Here is a 15008-nt window from a genome sequence, read left to right as displayed (position 1 = left end):
GCACCGGAAGTGCCTTTCTGAACGTGGGCTGATCGAAGTGTGGTAACTCCAATCATCCCAGCTCAAAGGGCACTTTCCTTACATCAACACCCTCCGAACAGGCGATTCATCGGTGGATCGAGGCTAAGTGTCAGGCCGCGCTTGTTACTGCGTTAATCGGACGCTCAGCGCCGCGGGATTAGCCAATTCGACCAGCGCTGCCCCAGCACAGACGACGCATGCGATGCACGGCAGACCGCAGCGTCAAGTGACGCAGAGGAATAACTATGTTGGCGGCCGCGAGTCATGGCTACGTAGAGCAGGTTTCGGGTGGCGCTTTCGCCGAGGACGGCGTGGCTGGTGTCGGCGGTGACGCCTTGGGCGGATGAGCATGACTCAAGACCCGCTACATGAGCCGCGGCCGGGTCCGTACACAAGTGGCCGATCTGCTCGACCGCGCAGTCGAAGATCCCGACGGTCAATAAACTTGAAAAGTATGCATTTTATAGGTTAATAGCCTATGATTCGCATAATGGAGGATGGATTATGGCAAGGCGACACAGCACGGCGGTCCCCGCCGGCCTCGCCGCGCGCCCACTGCGTACCTTCCGCACCGGGCAGGCCGAGGACACCTACGCATACCCGGGCCCCGAGATCGCGCGGCTCCACGAGCGCGGCCTGCTCCATCGCCTCGCCAACGGTTACTACGTCGTCATTCCCCAAGAAATGTTGGGCCGCAAATGGATTCCTGATCTGGAAGTCGCCGCCGCCGGAATCGCCACGACGATCTACGGCCATGACGACATCGTCGTCATGGGACTCAGCGCCGCGCGCCTGCACGGCGCGATTCCTCGTGCATTGGCAACCGCCATCGTGGCGGTACCGCGCCAACACCGCCCCATCACACTCACCGACCGGCCGGCGGTCGTACGGTTCGTCAAACGCAACACCGCAGAACTCGACGCCGAACGCGTCCGCACTGACCTGGGCCCCACACTGGCAACGACGCCCGAACAAACCATCCTCGACCTCGCGCACCGTCCCACCCTCGGCGACAGCGCAGCCGACGTCCCCGCCGCCGTCGAAGCCCTCTACGCACGAGCGGATCCAGACCGTTTGCGCCAGCTCGCCACCGCACAGCGCCGCCTGGCTTCCCTGCGTCGGGCAGAAGACTGGGCAGGGGTTGCTCATGGATCCTGACGAACGCGATTCGGTCGCAACGCAGTTCGGCGTGTCCACCGAACAAGTCGAGCGCGACCACCTCATTTCCCACATCCTCGCGTTCCTCAGCCGTGAGTTCGGTGACCACCTCCACTTCATCGGCGGCACCGCCCTGGCACGCACCCACCTCCCCGACGGACGGCTCAGTGAAGACATCGACCTCATCGCCATCGGCAGCCGCAAAGAGTTGGCCGCCGAGCTCGACGCCACACTCTCCCGCGCCGTCGCGCGCACCCATGGCCGGCTGACCGTCGAACCCGCACTCAGCGGTACTGCAGACACCCTGCCGGTGCTGTTGCGCCCGTCGGACGGACGCCCGGTCCGCCTCCAACTGCTCTCCGCACGCGACCGGGTCGTCTGGCCGACGGAACGCCGCGCTCTGTTTCAGCGCTATGCGGACGCACCCGCTGCTGAACTGCTTGTGCCGACCCTCCCCGCGTTCGCGGCGTCGAAGACGGCGACATGGACGGACCGGCACGCAGCCCGCGACCTCTGGGACCTGTGGGCGCTGAGCCGGGTCGGTGCTATCGACGCGAAGGCCGCCGCGCTGTTTCGGCGGTACGGACCAACCAACAAGGCGCCGACGCTGCGCATGTTCGACCGGGCCCCGACGGACGCCGAGTGGCAGGCGCAGCTGGCCGGACAGACCCGCCTCAACGTCTCCGCAGCCGAAGCCCTCGTCGCGGTGCGCGAGGCTTGGCGACAGGCCATACGACCTGCGAAGACCGTCATAAACGGTGAATAAACGATGAGTTCCAAGATTCGATCTTGAAAAACACCCTCTGACGTGGGGCGGGCGGGGCTCGAACCCGCGACCAATGGATTATGAGTCCACGGCTCTAACCGACTGAGCTACCGCCCCGGCACGATGTGCGGCCACCATGGTCGCACACGGCAGGTCAGGCGAATATCGTCTGGCTCCGCTCGTCGACCTCGTAGCGTTCGGTGCCCTCGGCCACCCGCGGCGCATCGGCTCCCAGCGACACCGCGATCTTGTTCGCAGCGTTACGCATCACGTCCAGCGTGAGCTCCAGCCGCTGCGTCTCGGAGAAATGCCGGCGAACCTCATCGGCGACCCCGGCATCGATGCGCGACGGCGACCAGATCAGCGCGTCGACATAGCGCAGCGCCGCCTTGTGCGCGGCGGTCAGCCCGTCGGCCGTCTCGAAGTCCGCGATCTGGCGGTACAGCTCCTCCGACCCGCCCGCGTCGAGCGCATGACCTTCGCGCAGCGATTTGCACAGCCGGCAGTCGTGCGCCTCGGCTCCGCGCAGCCGCACCACCTCCGTGGTGACCGGGTCCAACTCGCGCAACCGCGCCACCGCGGGCACGAACCCACCCAGCACCGCACCGACCGGATCGGTCTGCGTGTCGAGCTGGATCTCGGCCCGCCACCCGGGCTTACCGATGCCGAGCGCGTCGCACCCGGCCCACACCCGCGGCAGGAAGTCGGCGACATAGATCGCCACCACCGTCCGAAAAGCGTTGTCCCCGAATGCTTTCAGGAAGCGCTGGCGCTGATTGTCCCCGATGCCGGTCACGTCGACGGTGAACTGCTCGGCGAATGCGACGAGCACGGCATCACGCTCGGTGTGTTCGTCGGCCAGATCGACCGGGGGCGGCAACGGCGGCAGCGACAGCGCCCGCCCGCAGGTCAGCCGGATCAGCGTGTCCGCGCGCGGCTCACCGGAAGACAGCGCGGCCATGTCTGCCAGCCGCTTAGGCAACTCGTGATCGGTCACCAGCGCATTATTGCGCCTGACTGACCGAGGACATGTGAAAGTCGGGGATCCGCAGCGACGGCATGCTGGCGCGGGTGGCCCAGTCGCCCCACTCACGCGGCAACGTGACCTCGCTGACGCCGGCCTCGGTGGCCCGGCGCAGCAGGTCCAGTGGGCTCTCGTTGAAACGGAAGTTGTTGACCGCGGCGGCGACCTTGCCGTCCTCGATCAGGTACACGCCGTCGCGGGTCAGCCCGGTCAACAGCAGCACCGAGGGATCGACTTCACGGATGTACCACAGCGTGGTCAGCAGCAGCCCCCGCTCGGTGCCGGCGATCATGTCCTGCAGGCTCGCCGTGCCGCCGGTCATCAACAGGTTGTCCGCCGCCACCGCCACCGGCTGGCCGAACTCCGCCGCGGCCGCCCTCGGATAGGCCAGCGCGTTGACGGTTCCGTTACGGATCCAGTCCACCCGGTCGATCGCCATGCCATTGTCGAAGACCGACGACCGTTCCGACGAACTCGTCGCCGTCACGAACGGCGAGCACTCCAGCCCCGGCGCGCGGGGATCGGAGTACAGCGTCAGCGGCAGCGACGTGAGCTTCTCCCCCACCCGTGTGCCTCCGCCCGGCGCGGCCAGCGCCGTGCGGCCCTCCTGAGCGCCGCGACCGCCCATCGACCACATCAGGTAGATCATCATGTCGGCCACAGTGGACGGCGGCATGATGGTCTCGTACCGGCCGGCCGGCAGTTCGACGCTGCGCTGCGCCCACGACAACCGCGTCGCCAGGTCGTCGAGCATGGAATCCACTGGCACGTCAGAGAAGTCGGGGGTGCTGACCCCGCTCCATGCGCTGGCCCCGTCGCGTTTGGCATTGATCTCCACCGAGCCGGTCGGCTGCGTGAAGCGCCGGCGCAGACCCGTCGAGGTCGCGACGAACGTCGTCTCCAGTTCGTGGCGGGCGAAACCGAACAATGTGTCGCGGCCCCGGAAGCCTTGCGCCAGAGCCTGTGCCACCCCGCCGAACACCTCCGCGCCGGTGCGCGGGATGCCAGCGTCCCAGTCGGCCGGGGTGTCCCCGCCGGGCAGCGGCGGGGCGTTGTCGCGGGCGGGCGGCGCCGTCGCCGCCGCGTTCTGGGATGCGGACACCAGATCGGTGATGACGGCCGGGTCTACAGCACTGGAACGCACCGACCCCACGTGGGCGTCCTCGCCATTGCGCACCACCGAGATGACGGTGGTGGTGCGGCTGGTCGATTCACCGTTGGTGGTCATCGTGTTGTTGGCCCACCGCAGCGACGCATCCACCCGGTCGGTCACCAGCACGATGGTCTCGTCGGCTCTGCCGAGCCTGCGCGCCTCATTCAGCGCAACCTCGACTACCAGTTGTGCTCCGATCATGTGTCTAGCGCCCGCCTTCTTCACGCGTGTTCAGCACGTTGACACCCCGGAACAGTGCCGCCGGGCAGCCGTGACTGACGGCGGCCACCTGACCGGGCTGGGCCTTGCCGCAGTTGAATGCCCCACCGAGACGCCACGTGGACTGTCCGCCAACAGCTTCCAGCGCACCCCAGAAATCGGTGGTGGTCGCCTGGTAGGCGACGTCACGCACCTGGCCGTCGAGCCTGCCGTTACGGATCCGGTAGAAGCGCTGACCGGTGAACTGGAAGTTATAGCGCTGCATGTCAATCGACCAGCTCTTGTCACCGACGATGTACAGCCCGTCGGACACCCGCGCGATCAGGTCCGCGACGCCGAGGTCCTCCGGTCCGGGCTGCAACGAAACGTTGGGCATCCGCTGGATCGGCACGTGATGTGCGGAGTCGGCGTACGAGCAGCCGTTGGACCGGCCCACTCCGAGCCGCGGCGCGAACACACGGTCGAGCTGGTATCCGACGAACACCCCGTCGCGCACCAGATCCCAGCTCTGCGCGCGCACCCCCTCGTCGTCGAAGCCCACTGTCGCAAGTCCGTGCTGCACGGTCCGGTCGGCGGTCACGTTCATCACCGGGGAGCCGTACTGCATCCGGCCGAGCTTGTCCGGGGTGGCGAACGACGTTCCGGCGTAGGCGGCTTCGTATCCGATCGCGCGGTCGTACTCGGTGGCGTGGCCGATCGACTCGTGGATGGTGAGCCACAGATTCGTGGGGTCGATGACCAGATCGGTGGGGCCGGCAACCACGCTGGGCGCCTTGACCTTCTCGGCAAGCAGCGTCGGCAGTTCGGCCAATTCGCCGGACCAGTCCCAGACCTCGTCACCGGCCACCGCTTCCCAGCCCCGCGCGGTCGGCGGGGCCAGCGTGCTCATCGACTCGAACGACCCGGCCGCCGCGTCGACGGACACGGCGTCCAGGCTGGGCAGCACCCGTACCCGCTGCTGCGTGATCGCCGAACCGAACGTATCGGCGTAGAAGGTCTGCTCCTTGGCCGCGTTCAGCCAGGCCGACACGTGATCCACCCCGTCGGCGGCGAGCAACCGGCCGGAGTAGTCCTCCAGCACCGCGATCTTGTCCCGGGCCGGGACCCCGAACGGGTCGATCCGATAGTCCGACACCCAGGAGACGTCCCGGTAGACCGGCTCGGGCGCGAGTTCGATGCGCTCGGCGTTCAACGGCGCCAGCGTGGTGGCGATCCGCACGGCGCGCCGGGCGGTGTCGGCGGCGGCAGCGGTGTCCAGTTCGGCGTGCGAGGCGAACCCCCAAGTGCCGTCGACGATCACCCGCACCGCCAGCCCGATCGCGTAATCGGTGACCGCGGTCTCCAGCGCGCCGTCGCGCAACTGCACGGACTCGGTGGTGATGGCGTGGATGCGAAGGTCTGCGTAGCTGGCGCCCGCCTGCGTCGCGGCGGTCAGGGCCGCATCGGCGAGCGCGTGGCGCGGCAGCGCAAGGAAGTCCGGATCGACGGTTCGGGCTGTCACGCCTTCACACCGTAGTGGTTCAGCGTTGGATGGCGCTGGTGCCCAGGACGGTCAGCTCCAGCGCGAGTGCGATGCCGCACACCGCGATCACGACGGTGAACGCCAGCCAGTCGCGGCGTTTGGGCCCGGACGGGACGGCCGAGATCTGTCCGGCCCCGCCCCGCGCGGTGATCGCGTCGCCCATCTCGTCGGCGCGGCGCAACGCCACCGTGACAGCGGCGGCGAGCAGGTCGATCAGGCTGGACAACCGCTGCCGGATCCGGGGACCGCGGCGGCCGTCCACCTCGCGCGGGCGCAGCCGCCGCGCGGCGTACAGCACGCTGAACTCGTCGACAAGCATCGGAAATGCTCTCAGCGCCAACGCCAGCGCCACCGCCCAGTCGTCGACCGGGATGCGCAGCGCGCGCAGCGGTCGGCCGAGCCTGGCCACCGCGGGCGCGACTTCGGCCACATTCGTGGTCCACGACACCATCGCGCCCAAGCCCAGCAGCACGATCGACAGCGCGGTGATGCGCAGGAAGTTCAACAGCCCGCCCAGGCCGATCTCGACGGATCCGAAGTCGAGCACCGGGCTTCCGCCGGCGAAGGTGGCGGTGACCCCGCCCAGCAGCAGCAGGAACCACAGCCAGCCCGGGATGGTGGGCAACACGCCCCTCGGGATGCGGGCGATGACCGCGCCGACGACGACCAGCAGCGCGACCGCCCCGATCGGCACCCAGCCCGGGTAGAACGTCAGCAGCACCCCGATCCCCGCGACGATCAGCAGCTTCGAGCCCGCCCAGAGCCGGTGCATGACAGTGTCCCCGGGCACCGGCCGCAGCAGCACCACCTGGCGGCGCGGCTTGCGCGGCTCCGCGGCGGTCACGGCCGTCCGCCCGCGGTGGCCGGGGCGGGACTCAGCACACCGTTCTCCAGATGCACTGTGCGCGGGCACAACTCCTCGAGGCCGGCGAAGTCGTGGGAGATCACCACCACGGTCAGGCGCTCTCGGCGGCGCAGATCCTCCAACAGCCGCAACAGACCCCGCTGTGATTCGGCGTCCAGACCGGCGAGCGGTTCGTCGAGGATCAGGGCCCTGGGTGAGCGTGCCAGCAGACCGGCCAGCACCACCCGACGCATCTGGCCCCCGCTGAGCTGGTCGATGCGTCGCATCGCCAGGCCCGGGTCGAGTCCGACGCTGGCCAGCGCGGCGATGACCCGGTCGCTGTCGCGCACCGAGAATCCCGCGGCCGAGGCGATCTCGTGGGCGACGTGACTGCGCATCAGCTGCAGCCGCGCGGCCTGGAATGAGATCGCCACGGCCCCAACCTGTTCGGACACCGGTTTGCCGTCGAGCAGGCAACTGCCGGTGGTGGGCACGGTCAGGCCGGCCATGATCCAGGCCAGTGTGGACTTACCGGAGCCGTTGAGGCCGTGGATGAGCACACCGTCGCCCTCGTGCACCGTGAGGTCGATGTCCTGCAGTGCGGCCTTCGCCCATGGTGTCCCGCTGCCGTACTCGTGGCCGACGCCGACGAGCTCGAGGACGGGGACTCCTCGCGTCGCGTCGGGAGCTGCCGCCGGTGCCGGCACCTCCGCCTGCTCGACCATCTCGGTGTTGTCGGCGGCGCCGTTGCCGGCCAGCATCACCGTGCGGTCGGCGGCCTCGGCCTCGTTGTTGTAGTGGGTGATGTGCACCAGCGCGGTCCGATGCCGCGTGGTCAGCCCAGACAGCACCGACATCAGCGCCTCGCGGCCGTCCTGGTCGACCATGCTGGTGACCTCGTCGGCGATCAGCAGCGCCGGGTCGCGGGCGAGCGCGGCGGCGACCGCAAGCCGCTGCAGTTCGCCACCGGACAGTCCGCCGGTGTCGCGCTCGGCGAACCCGTCGAGCCCGACCTCGGCGAGCAGCTGGTCCACGTCGATGGCGGCCCCCGGCGGCAGGCCCCACACCACGTCGTCGGCGACACGGGTGCCCAGCACCTGGCTCTCCGGATGCTGCATCACCACCGCGGTGCCGCCGATCCTGCCCAATCCGACCGCGCCCGGGCGCTCCACGGTCCCGGCGGTGGGTTCGCGCCCGGACAACACCAGCATCAGCGTCGTCTTGCCCGAGCCGTTGGCGCCGGTCACCGCCAGATGCTCCCCGGGGCGGACCTGCAACGAGACCGGGCCGAGGGCGTCGTGGTCGGTGTTGGGGTAACGGAAGCGGACGTCGCGCAGCTCCAGGGGAACCGGAGCCACGGCGCCGATGTCGGTAGGGGCTTCCAGCTTGTGCACGTCGGGCACGCCGAGCAGGCGGCCCAACACCCGCGACAGCGCCCACCAGCCCACCAGGCTGACGAACGTGATGCTGACGACGCCCGAGGCGAAGAACAGGAACGGCCAGTAGTGCAGCGCGGTGGCGAAATCGCGGGTGAGCCGCGCGGCGAGACTCTCCAGGCCGGGGATGCGCTCGAGGACCGCGGCCAGACCGGTGATGTTGGCGGTGACGGATTCGAAGATCAGGTTGCGCAGCCGGCTCAACACGGCCAGGGCGGCGACGATGACGAGCCCGAACAACGCGCCGGCCACCAGCGCGCAGGCGATGACGGTCGGTGTGCCGCGGCCGCGACGTTTGACGATCCCGGTCAGGCCGCCGATGTAGGCGCAGTTCACGACGGTCATGAAGCCGCCCATTCCGGCGATCAGGAAGGCGACGATCCCGCCGGCCACCGTTGCGGCGAGCAGCACCCGCAGCCGGTATCGGTAGGCGAGCAGCCCCATCGGTACGGTCCCGAGCAGCGACAGTCCGGCGGCGAAGGGCACCACGACGGCGATGATCGCGATCGCCGCGCACAGCGCGGCCATGACGGCGGCCTGGGCCAGTTCGACCGGTTGGAGCGGGCCGGTCCGTCGAAGGACGCGCTCCGGTCCGGCCGATGTCATCACACGATTCTGCCAGTCGTACCGCCGCGGGCAGACAGCCCGGGCTGTGACCGAGACCACGGCCCGCCTTGATTTACATAGCCCCGCCTATGTAACCATGGGCGCATGTCGACGACGCTCGGATCCGATCTGCTGGCGGTGGTGGCCCGGATCAACCGGCTGGCCAATCAGCGGGTCCGGATGCCGGTGCCCTTCGCGCAGGCGCGCCTGCTGTCCACGATCGAGGACCGCGGCGAGGCCAGGATCTCCGATCTGGCCGCACTCGACCACTGCTCTCAACCGACCATGACCACACAGGTGCGCCGCCTGGAGGACGCCGGCATGGTCACCCGCACGGCCGACCCGAACGATGCACGGGCGGTGCTGATCCGGATCACCCCGCAGGGCGTCGCGGCGCTGCGGCAGGCTCGCGCTGACCGCGGCGCGGCGATCGACCCGCACCTGGAGCGGCTGACCGACGCCGAGCGGGACTGCCTGGCCGGCGCGGTGGACATCATGCGCCGGATCATCGAGGACGCCACGACCCAGGGTCCGGGGACGCGCTGATTTGAGCCGATGCATTGGAGATCTATATAGTTCTCCTATGCTTCGTTCCCAACCCAAGGCAGTCTGGGCGGTCGCGTTCGCCTCCGTCGTCGCGTTCATGGGCATCGGCCTCGTCGACCCGATCCTGAAGCCGATCGCCGACAACCTGGACGCGACGCCGTCACAGGTGTCGCTGCTGTTCACCAGCTACATGGCGGTGATGGGGGTCGCGATGCTGGTCACCGGCGTGGTGTCCAGCCGGATCGGCCCGAAACGCACGCTGCTGCTCGGGTTGGTGATCATCATCGCCGGCGCCGGCCTGGCCGGGATGAGCGACTCGGTGATGGGCATCGTCGGCTGGCGGGCGCTGTGGGGCCTGGGGAACGCGCTGTTCATCGCGACCGCGCTGGCCACCATCGTCAACGCGGCCAAAGGTTCGGTCGCGCAGGCCATCATCCTGTACGAGGCCGCACTCGGTGTCGGCATCGCGGTCGGCCCGCTGGTCGGCGGCGTGCTCGGTTCGATCTCGTGGCGCGGCCCGTTCTTCGGGGTCTCCGTGCTGATGGTCGTCGCGCTCGTCGTGACCACGTTCCTGCTTCCGGCCACACCCCGCGCCGAACGCGCCACGACGCTGGCCGACCCGTTCCGCGCCCTGCGCCACCGCGCCCTGTTCGGGGTGGCAGTGACCGCGCTGCTCTACAACTTCGGATTCTTCACGTTGCTGGCGTTCACGCCGTTCCCGCTCGACCTGAGTGCCCACCAGATCGGGTTCATCTTCTTCGGATGGGGTGTCGCGCTGGCGTTCACCTCGGTGTTCGTCGCACCCCGCCTGCAGCGCCGCTTCGGGACCGTGCCGACGTTGCTGGTGAACCTGGTCGCGATGGCGCTGACCCTGGCCGTGATGGCCGTCGGCACCGACAGCAAGGCCGTCCTGGCCACATGCGTGGTGATCGCCGGACTGTGGATCGGCATCAACAACACGTTGATCACCGAGACGGTGATGAAGGCCGCGCCCGTCGAACGCGGTGTCGCGTCGGCGGCCTACAGCTTCATGCGTTTCGGCGGAGCCGCCGTGGCGCCGTGGCTGGCCGGCGTGCTCGGCGAGCAGGTGAACGTGCATCTGCCGTTCTGGGTGGGCACGGCGGCGCTGCTGCTGGCGGCCGGCGTCCTCGTCGCGACGCGCGGACATCTGCGCCACATCGACGTCGAGGAGAGCGAACTCGACGAGCTCACCGATCAGGCGCGCGCGGTCACCGTGGGCAGCGACAGCTGATCACCCGGTCACCGCAGCGCCGATCAGATAACCGACCAGATAGGTCGCGGCGATCGCCACGCCGCCGAGAAGCAGCTGCCGCGACGCCGCCCAGATCAGCGGCCGGCGGGTGAAGCGCGCCGCCACGCCCCCGGCCAGCAGCAGCCCGACCCCGCCGCACGCCAGACCGGCCCACAGCGATTCGTAGCCGAGCAGATACGGAATCAACGGGATGATCGCGCCGACGGCGAACAGGAAGAATGACGAGATCGCCGCGACCCACGGCGACGGCTTCTCGCGGGGATCCACCCCAAGCTCCTGCACGAGATGGAAATTCATGGCCTTGTGCTCGTCCCGGTGGATCTCCTCGGTGGCCTTGGCGGCGGTCTCCGGGCTCATCCCCATGTCGGTCAGCATCGCCACCAACTCGGCGCGCTCGGCCTGCGGATAGTTCTTGAACGCGCGGCGCTCCACCCGCACCTCCGACTCGATCTGCTCGTTCGCCGTCGTCACCGACGTGTACTCCCCCAGCGCCATCGAGAACGCGCCGGCCAGCAATCCGGCCACGCCGCTGATGACGACGGTGTGCGCGTCGGCGCTGGCGGCCACGCCCGCGATCAGGGCGGTGTTGCTCACCAGACCGTCCATCGCGCCGAATGTCGCCGCGCGCAACCAACCTCCGGTCACATCGGAATGTCGATGGCCGGCGACGTGCGGCTTGCCGGTCGGGGACAGAGGCCCCTGCAGTGGCGCCTCGGACGGCCCCTCGGACGGCTGCGTCATGGGCTTGATTGAACACCGGCACGCCACCACCCCGGTGATGAGGTTTACCTGGGTTTGCCACATCACAGTTTGCGGTCACGCCCGGAGGGCTACCGTCGCATCATGACCACCACCGCGGAGCATCTGCGCAACTCACTCGACGGCCGTTTCCGTGACGTGAAGAACCGGGTGCGACAGGAACTCAGCAACGCAATCTTCCGGCCGCACTACACCCCGAACACCGTCATCGCGCGCACGAAAGTCGCCGAGCAGATGAAGATCATGGCCGCCCGCGGCGCGGCCGAGGACGGCTTCAAGAAGGAGCACGGCGGCAACGGCGACGTCGGCGCCGCGGTCACCCAGATCGAGATGCTGGCGATGAGCGACCTGTCGTTGATGGTCAAGGCCGGCGTGCAGTGGGGTCTGTTCGGCGGCGCCATCGAGAATCTGGGGACCGAGCGTCACCACCAGGCGTACGTCAAGAAGCTGATCGACCTCGAGCTGCTCGGCTGTTTCGCGATGACCGAGACCGGTCACGGCAGCGATGTCCAGTCGCTGGAAACCACGGCCACCTACGACCCCGCCACCGAGGAGTTCGTCATCGACTCCCCCACCCCCTCGTCACGCAAGGATTACATCGGCGGCGCAGCCGAGACCGCCCGGGTCGCAGCGGTTTTCGCGCAGCTGATCACCCCGGACGGCGTCACGCACGGCGTGCACTGCTTCGTGGTGCCCATTCGCGACGACGACGGCAACGACCTGCCCGGCGTGACGACGTCGGACTGCCACTACAAGGGTGGGCTCCCCGGCGTCGACAACGGCCGCATCCAGTTCGACAACGTCCGGGTACCGCGCGGGAACCTGCTGAACAAGTACGCCGACGTCGCCGCCGACGGCACCTACAGCTCCCCGATCGAGAACCCCAACCGCCGCTTCTTCACGATGCTGGGCACCCTGATCCGCGGTCGGGTCACCGTCGGTGGCAGCGCGGGCGCGGCCGCGCGCGTCGCTCTCGACATCGCGACCCGGTATGCGTTGCAGCGCAGGCAGTTCTCCGATCCCGACGGCGGTGAGGTGTTGTTGATGGACTACCTCGTCCACCAGCGCCGGCTGTTTCCGTTGATCGCCCGCTCCTACGCGCTGCAGTTCGCTCAAAATGAGCTGGTGGCCCGCTGCCACGAACTGCAGACCGCCGACGACCCAGACCCCGAGGAGCAGCGCGAGCTGGAATCCCGCGCCGCGGGCCTGAAGGCGGCCAACACCTGGCACGCCACCCGCGCCATCCAGGAGGCCCGCGAGGCGTGCGGCGGCGCAGGCTATCTCGCCGAGAACCGGTTGATCGCGTTGAAGGCCGACACCGACGTGTTCACCACGTTCGAAGGCGACAACCACGTGCTGTTCCAGCTGGTGGCCAAGGAGCTGCTGACCGCCTACGCCGACGACATCAAGGGCATGAGCCCGGTCGAGTGGGTACGCTTCGCGGCCAACTTCGCCGGTGAGCGGGTGCTCAAACGCACTGCGGCACAGACGATCATGCAAACCATCCTGGACACCCGGCAGGACAACGAGGAAGAGGGCAGCCTTTTCAACCGGGGTACGCAGGTCCAGATGTTCGAGGACCGCGAGGAGTACATGATCTCGTCGGTGGCGCGGCGGCTGCAGAGCAAGGCCAAGGAGATGAGCGCCTTCGACGCGTTCAACTCGGTGCAGGACCATGTGCTGCACGTCGCGCAGGCCCACATCGACCGCATCGTGCTGGAGGCCTTCGTCGCGGGCATCGACGCCTGCCAGGACCGCCTGGCCCGCGAGATCCTGGGCATGGTGTGCGACCTGTACGCGTTGTCGGTGATCGAAGAGGACAAGGCCTGGTTCGTCGAGCACCGGTTCCTGTCCACCGAGCGCGCCAAGGCCGTCACCCGGGGCATCAACGACCGTTGCCGGCGCCTACGCCCCTATGCCGAGATGCTCGTCGACGGATTCGGCATCCCCGAGCAGCTGCGCTATGCCGAGATGCTGCACCCGGAGCACATCCCCGACGCCGACGAGCACACCCCGCAGAACGCGACCAGCGCGGGGACCATCTAGCGGACGTCAGGGCCCCGGTATCGGGTCCAGGACCGTCAGCCTGCCCTCCTCGAGTGTGACCTTGGCGGTGCCGATACCGGTCGGGCAGCACGGCTCGTCCCGGCCTTGCCGCCACTGGTACTGCACGACGGCGTCGTGCTGGCCCTGCGGGGTCACGGTGATGTAGGGCCGCGGGTCCATCGTCGGTGAACCGACGGGCTCGTCACCGTCGAAGAACAACACCTGCTGCGGGCTGTCGGGCTGATCGCCGGAGGTCACCACCGCCCACTGCAGCCGACAGTCTGCGGCGCTGCCGCGGGCGGTCTCACGCCACGACCCCGGCGGCAGCAGCGACAATTCGGACTCGATGGCCTGCGGGGTCGGGCCCGGGCCGCAGTCGGCGGCCACACTCGTCGGCGCCGGCGCCGGGGGACTCCAGCCACATCCGGCGGCGGCCGTCACGCCGGCGACCAGCACGGCCAGCGCCACATGACTGCCCTGAAGGCGCGCAACTCGCATGCGCCTCAGAATATGCGGGCGCGGCGGGCAACCGTCAAAGCGCTTCTGAGCGCGCGTCTTATCCGCAGCCGCCCCACGGCGCAGCACCACAGGGCGCCGTGGCGCGCACCGGGGGCGAGAAGGACATGGTGGCGAGCGTCGCTCCCGTAGTCGTCGTAGGACGCGAAACCCGTTGACACTCAGTATCGGAGGCTTGCGTCGGTGCGAGGAGCGTATCCACCCGACTGCGGTGCGGACGTGCCGTGACAGGGGGTTCCCACCGAGGCCACAGGAGATTCGCCGACTGCCCCCGGGCGGGAAACCGCCCAGGGCGGTGGGCGGGAACTGATGGCTCCCCCGGCTGGACTCGAACCAGCAACCCTTCGGTTAACAGCCGAATGCTCTGCCAATTGAGCTACAGGGGATTGCCCTCCCGCGGTCTGCGCCGCGGGCCAGAGAGCACTCTAGCCTACGTCGGCGCGACGGTGCCAATGCGCTCCCGGCCCGGCGCGTACAGCCCGTCGTGAGGCAGGATGGAACCCGACACGTCACCTCACTTCGAGACCTCCGGGAGGAGCCCTGTGATCGGGTATGTCGCCGCAGCGGCCGTCGGCTACGTGATGGGAACGAAGGCCGGCCGGCGGCGTTTCGAGCAGATCGCGGGCACCTACCGGGCCGTCACCGGCAGCCCGGCGGCCAAGGCCGTCATCGAAGCCGGGCGACGCAAAATCGCCGAGCGGGTGTCCCCCGACCCGGCGATGGTGAAGTTGACACGCATCGACTCCGGCACCGAGGTTCTCGAGCCGGAGCCGATGGTGAGGAAGAACCCCTAGTTGCCGCCGATGCCCTGACTGATCGTGGTGCCCGGCAGCAGCGGGCCGGTGTAGAAACCGAAGCCGTTGTCACCGAAACCGATCTGCGGGGTGCCGATCGTGGCGCCTGAACCGTTGGAGTAGGACAGGCAGTTGCCGTCCTCCTTGTTGCCGAACCACGCCAGGCAGCGCGGCCCGGCGTTGGCCTCCGCGGCGTTCACGCCGGCGACCGCGTAGAGAGGGACGGCGACCGCGGCGGCGGCGATGGCCCCGGCGATCAGCCGCATCCTGTTGCCCTGGATCCTGCCCATCACAACCCACCTTCTCCCCGACGGTTCAACGCGAC

Annotated in this window: 14 protein-coding genes and 2 tRNA genes; 6 read left to right on the top strand and 10 right to left on the bottom strand. The window is 68.7% G+C overall.

Going from position 1 to position 15008, the window contains the following annotated elements; genetic code table 11:
- Nucleotides 1-525: 525 nt before the first annotated feature.
- Together ACTWP6_RS13500 and ACTWP6_RS13495 are read left to right on the top strand one after the other, a co-directional pair.
- On the top strand, nucleotides 526-1179 hold the full coding sequence (locus ACTWP6_RS13500; protein WP_260754069.1) for a type IV toxin-antitoxin system AbiEi family antitoxin domain-containing protein: 654 nt from the start codon (nucleotides 526-528) through the stop codon (nucleotides 1177-1179).
- A complete protein-coding gene (locus tag ACTWP6_RS13495; protein WP_260754071.1) occupies nucleotides 1169-1945 on the top strand; it encodes a nucleotidyl transferase AbiEii/AbiGii toxin family protein in 777 nt (258 codons plus the stop codon). The genes ACTWP6_RS13500 and ACTWP6_RS13495 overlap by 11 nt, the downstream gene beginning before the upstream one ends.
- Before the next feature lie 43 nt (nucleotides 1946-1988).
- Here ACTWP6_RS13495 and ACTWP6_RS13490 read toward each other — a convergent pair.
- The 6 genes from ACTWP6_RS13490 to ACTWP6_RS13465 form a co-directional block, all read right to left on the bottom strand.
- Nucleotides 1989-2062, bottom strand: a tRNA-Ile gene (locus ACTWP6_RS13490).
- A 37-nt stretch (nucleotides 2063-2099) separates the two neighbouring features.
- Nucleotides 2100-2942, bottom strand: a complete 843-nt coding sequence (locus ACTWP6_RS13485) for a carboxymuconolactone decarboxylase family protein (RefSeq protein WP_443187957.1) — start codon at nucleotides 2940-2942, stop codon at nucleotides 2100-2102.
- A 7-nt stretch (nucleotides 2943-2949) separates the two neighbouring features.
- The gene (locus tag ACTWP6_RS13480; RefSeq protein WP_443187956.1) at nucleotides 2950-4323 is read right to left on the bottom strand and encodes a metallopeptidase TldD-related protein; all 1374 of its coding nucleotides are present in this window, start codon (nucleotides 4321-4323) and stop codon (nucleotides 2950-2952) included.
- 4 nt (nucleotides 4324-4327) lie between these two features.
- Complete coding sequence (locus tag ACTWP6_RS13475) at nucleotides 4328-5842, bottom strand: TldD/PmbA family protein (protein ID WP_260754075.1); 1515 nt, start codon at nucleotides 5840-5842, stop codon at nucleotides 4328-4330.
- A 19-nt stretch (nucleotides 5843-5861) separates the two neighbouring features.
- A complete protein-coding gene (locus tag ACTWP6_RS13470) occupies nucleotides 5862-6707 on the bottom strand; it encodes an energy-coupling factor transporter transmembrane component T family protein (RefSeq protein ID WP_396884580.1) in 846 nt (281 codons plus the stop codon).
- Nucleotides 6704-8749, bottom strand: coding sequence for an ATP-binding cassette domain-containing protein (locus tag ACTWP6_RS13465; RefSeq protein ID WP_443187955.1), 2046 nt, complete (start codon nucleotides 8747-8749; stop codon nucleotides 6704-6706). Before ACTWP6_RS13465 ends, ACTWP6_RS13470 begins: the two co-directional genes overlap by 4 nt.
- Nucleotides 8750-8854: 105 nt before the next feature.
- Between ACTWP6_RS13465 and ACTWP6_RS13460 the strand changes: the two genes are divergently transcribed.
- A complete protein-coding gene (locus ACTWP6_RS13460; RefSeq protein WP_260754077.1) occupies nucleotides 8855-9295 on the top strand; it encodes a MarR family winged helix-turn-helix transcriptional regulator in 441 nt (146 codons plus the stop codon).
- Between the two features lie 37 nt (nucleotides 9296-9332).
- Nucleotides 9333-10547, top strand: a complete 1215-nt coding sequence (locus ACTWP6_RS13455) for an MFS transporter (protein ID WP_443187954.1) — start codon at nucleotides 9333-9335, stop codon at nucleotides 10545-10547.
- On the opposite strand, the gene ACTWP6_RS13450 is transcribed toward ACTWP6_RS13455, so the two are convergent.
- Nucleotides 10548-11309, bottom strand: a complete 762-nt coding sequence (locus tag ACTWP6_RS13450; RefSeq protein WP_443187953.1) for a VIT1/CCC1 transporter family protein — start codon at nucleotides 11307-11309, stop codon at nucleotides 10548-10550.
- Nucleotides 11310-11411: 102 nt separating this feature from the next.
- On the opposite strand from ACTWP6_RS13450, the gene ACTWP6_RS13445 reads away from it, so the two are divergent.
- Nucleotides 11412-13373, top strand: a complete 1962-nt coding sequence (locus ACTWP6_RS13445) for an acyl-CoA dehydrogenase family protein (RefSeq protein ID WP_443187952.1) — start codon at nucleotides 11412-11414, stop codon at nucleotides 13371-13373.
- A 6-nt stretch (nucleotides 13374-13379) separates the two neighbouring features.
- Here the strand turns inward: ACTWP6_RS13445 and ACTWP6_RS13440 are convergent, their stop codons facing one another.
- Nucleotides 13380-13871 carry an LppP/LprE family lipoprotein gene (locus ACTWP6_RS13440; RefSeq protein ID WP_443187951.1) on the bottom strand — a complete coding sequence of 164 codons (492 nt, stop codon included), beginning with the start codon at nucleotides 13869-13871 and terminating at the stop codon, nucleotides 13380-13382.
- A gap of 328 nt (nucleotides 13872-14199) precedes the next feature.
- Nucleotides 14200-14275, bottom strand: a tRNA-Asn gene (locus tag ACTWP6_RS13435).
- Nucleotides 14276-14431: 156 nt separating this feature from the next.
- Here ACTWP6_RS13435 and ACTWP6_RS13430 point away from each other — a divergent pair.
- Complete coding sequence (locus ACTWP6_RS13430) at nucleotides 14432-14683, top strand: hypothetical protein (RefSeq protein ID WP_443187950.1); 252 nt, start codon at nucleotides 14432-14434, stop codon at nucleotides 14681-14683.
- Here the strand turns inward: ACTWP6_RS13430 and ACTWP6_RS13425 are convergent.
- Complete coding sequence (locus tag ACTWP6_RS13425; RefSeq protein ID WP_260754085.1) at nucleotides 14680-14973, bottom strand: DUF7155 family protein; 294 nt, start codon at nucleotides 14971-14973, stop codon at nucleotides 14680-14682. The genes ACTWP6_RS13430 and ACTWP6_RS13425 overlap by 4 nt on opposite strands.
- Between the last annotated feature and the right edge of the window lie 35 nt (nucleotides 14974-15008).

Source organism: Mycobacterium sp. 4D054 (assembly GCF_052245755.1).
Classification (GTDB): domain Bacteria; phylum Actinomycetota; class Actinomycetes; order Mycobacteriales; family Mycobacteriaceae; genus Mycobacterium.
The sequence above is the reverse complement of the archived record's forward strand: the minus strand, read 5'-3'. Positions and strand labels throughout refer to the sequence as shown.

What these genes read in the sequence shown, in the direction of transcription:
- ACTWP6_RS13445 (WP_443187952.1), top strand. Translation starts at nt 11,412, where the DNA reads ATGACCACCACCGCGGAGCATCTGCGCAACTCACTCGACGGCCGTTTC.
- ACTWP6_RS13500 (WP_260754069.1), top strand. Translation starts at nt 526, where the DNA reads ATGGCAAGGCGACACAGCACGGCGGTCCCCGCCGGCCTCGCCGCGCGC.
- ACTWP6_RS13440 (WP_443187951.1), bottom strand. Translation starts at nt 13,871, where the DNA reads ATGCGAGTTGCGCGCCTTCAGGGCAGTCATGTGGCGCTGGCCGTGCTG.
- ACTWP6_RS13480 (WP_443187956.1), bottom strand. Translation starts at nt 4,323, where the DNA reads ATGATCGGAGCACAACTGGTAGTCGAGGTTGCGCTGAATGAGGCGCGC.
- ACTWP6_RS13460 (WP_260754077.1), top strand. Translation starts at nt 8,855, where the DNA reads ATGTCGACGACGCTCGGATCCGATCTGCTGGCGGTGGTGGCCCGGATC.
- ACTWP6_RS13495 (WP_260754071.1), top strand. Translation starts at nt 1,169, where the DNA reads ATGGATCCTGACGAACGCGATTCGGTCGCAACGCAGTTCGGCGTGTCC.
- ACTWP6_RS13425 (WP_260754085.1), bottom strand. Translation starts at nt 14,973, where the DNA reads ATGGGCAGGATCCAGGGCAACAGGATGCGGCTGATCGCCGGGGCCATC.
- ACTWP6_RS13455 (WP_443187954.1), top strand. Translation starts at nt 9,333, where the DNA reads ATGCTTCGTTCCCAACCCAAGGCAGTCTGGGCGGTCGCGTTCGCCTCC.
- ACTWP6_RS13465 (WP_443187955.1), bottom strand. Translation starts at nt 8,749, where the DNA reads ATGACATCGGCCGGACCGGAGCGCGTCCTTCGACGGACCGGCCCGCTC.
- ACTWP6_RS13450 (WP_443187953.1), bottom strand. Translation starts at nt 11,309, where the DNA reads ATGACGCAGCCGTCCGAGGGGCCGTCCGAGGCGCCACTGCAGGGGCCT.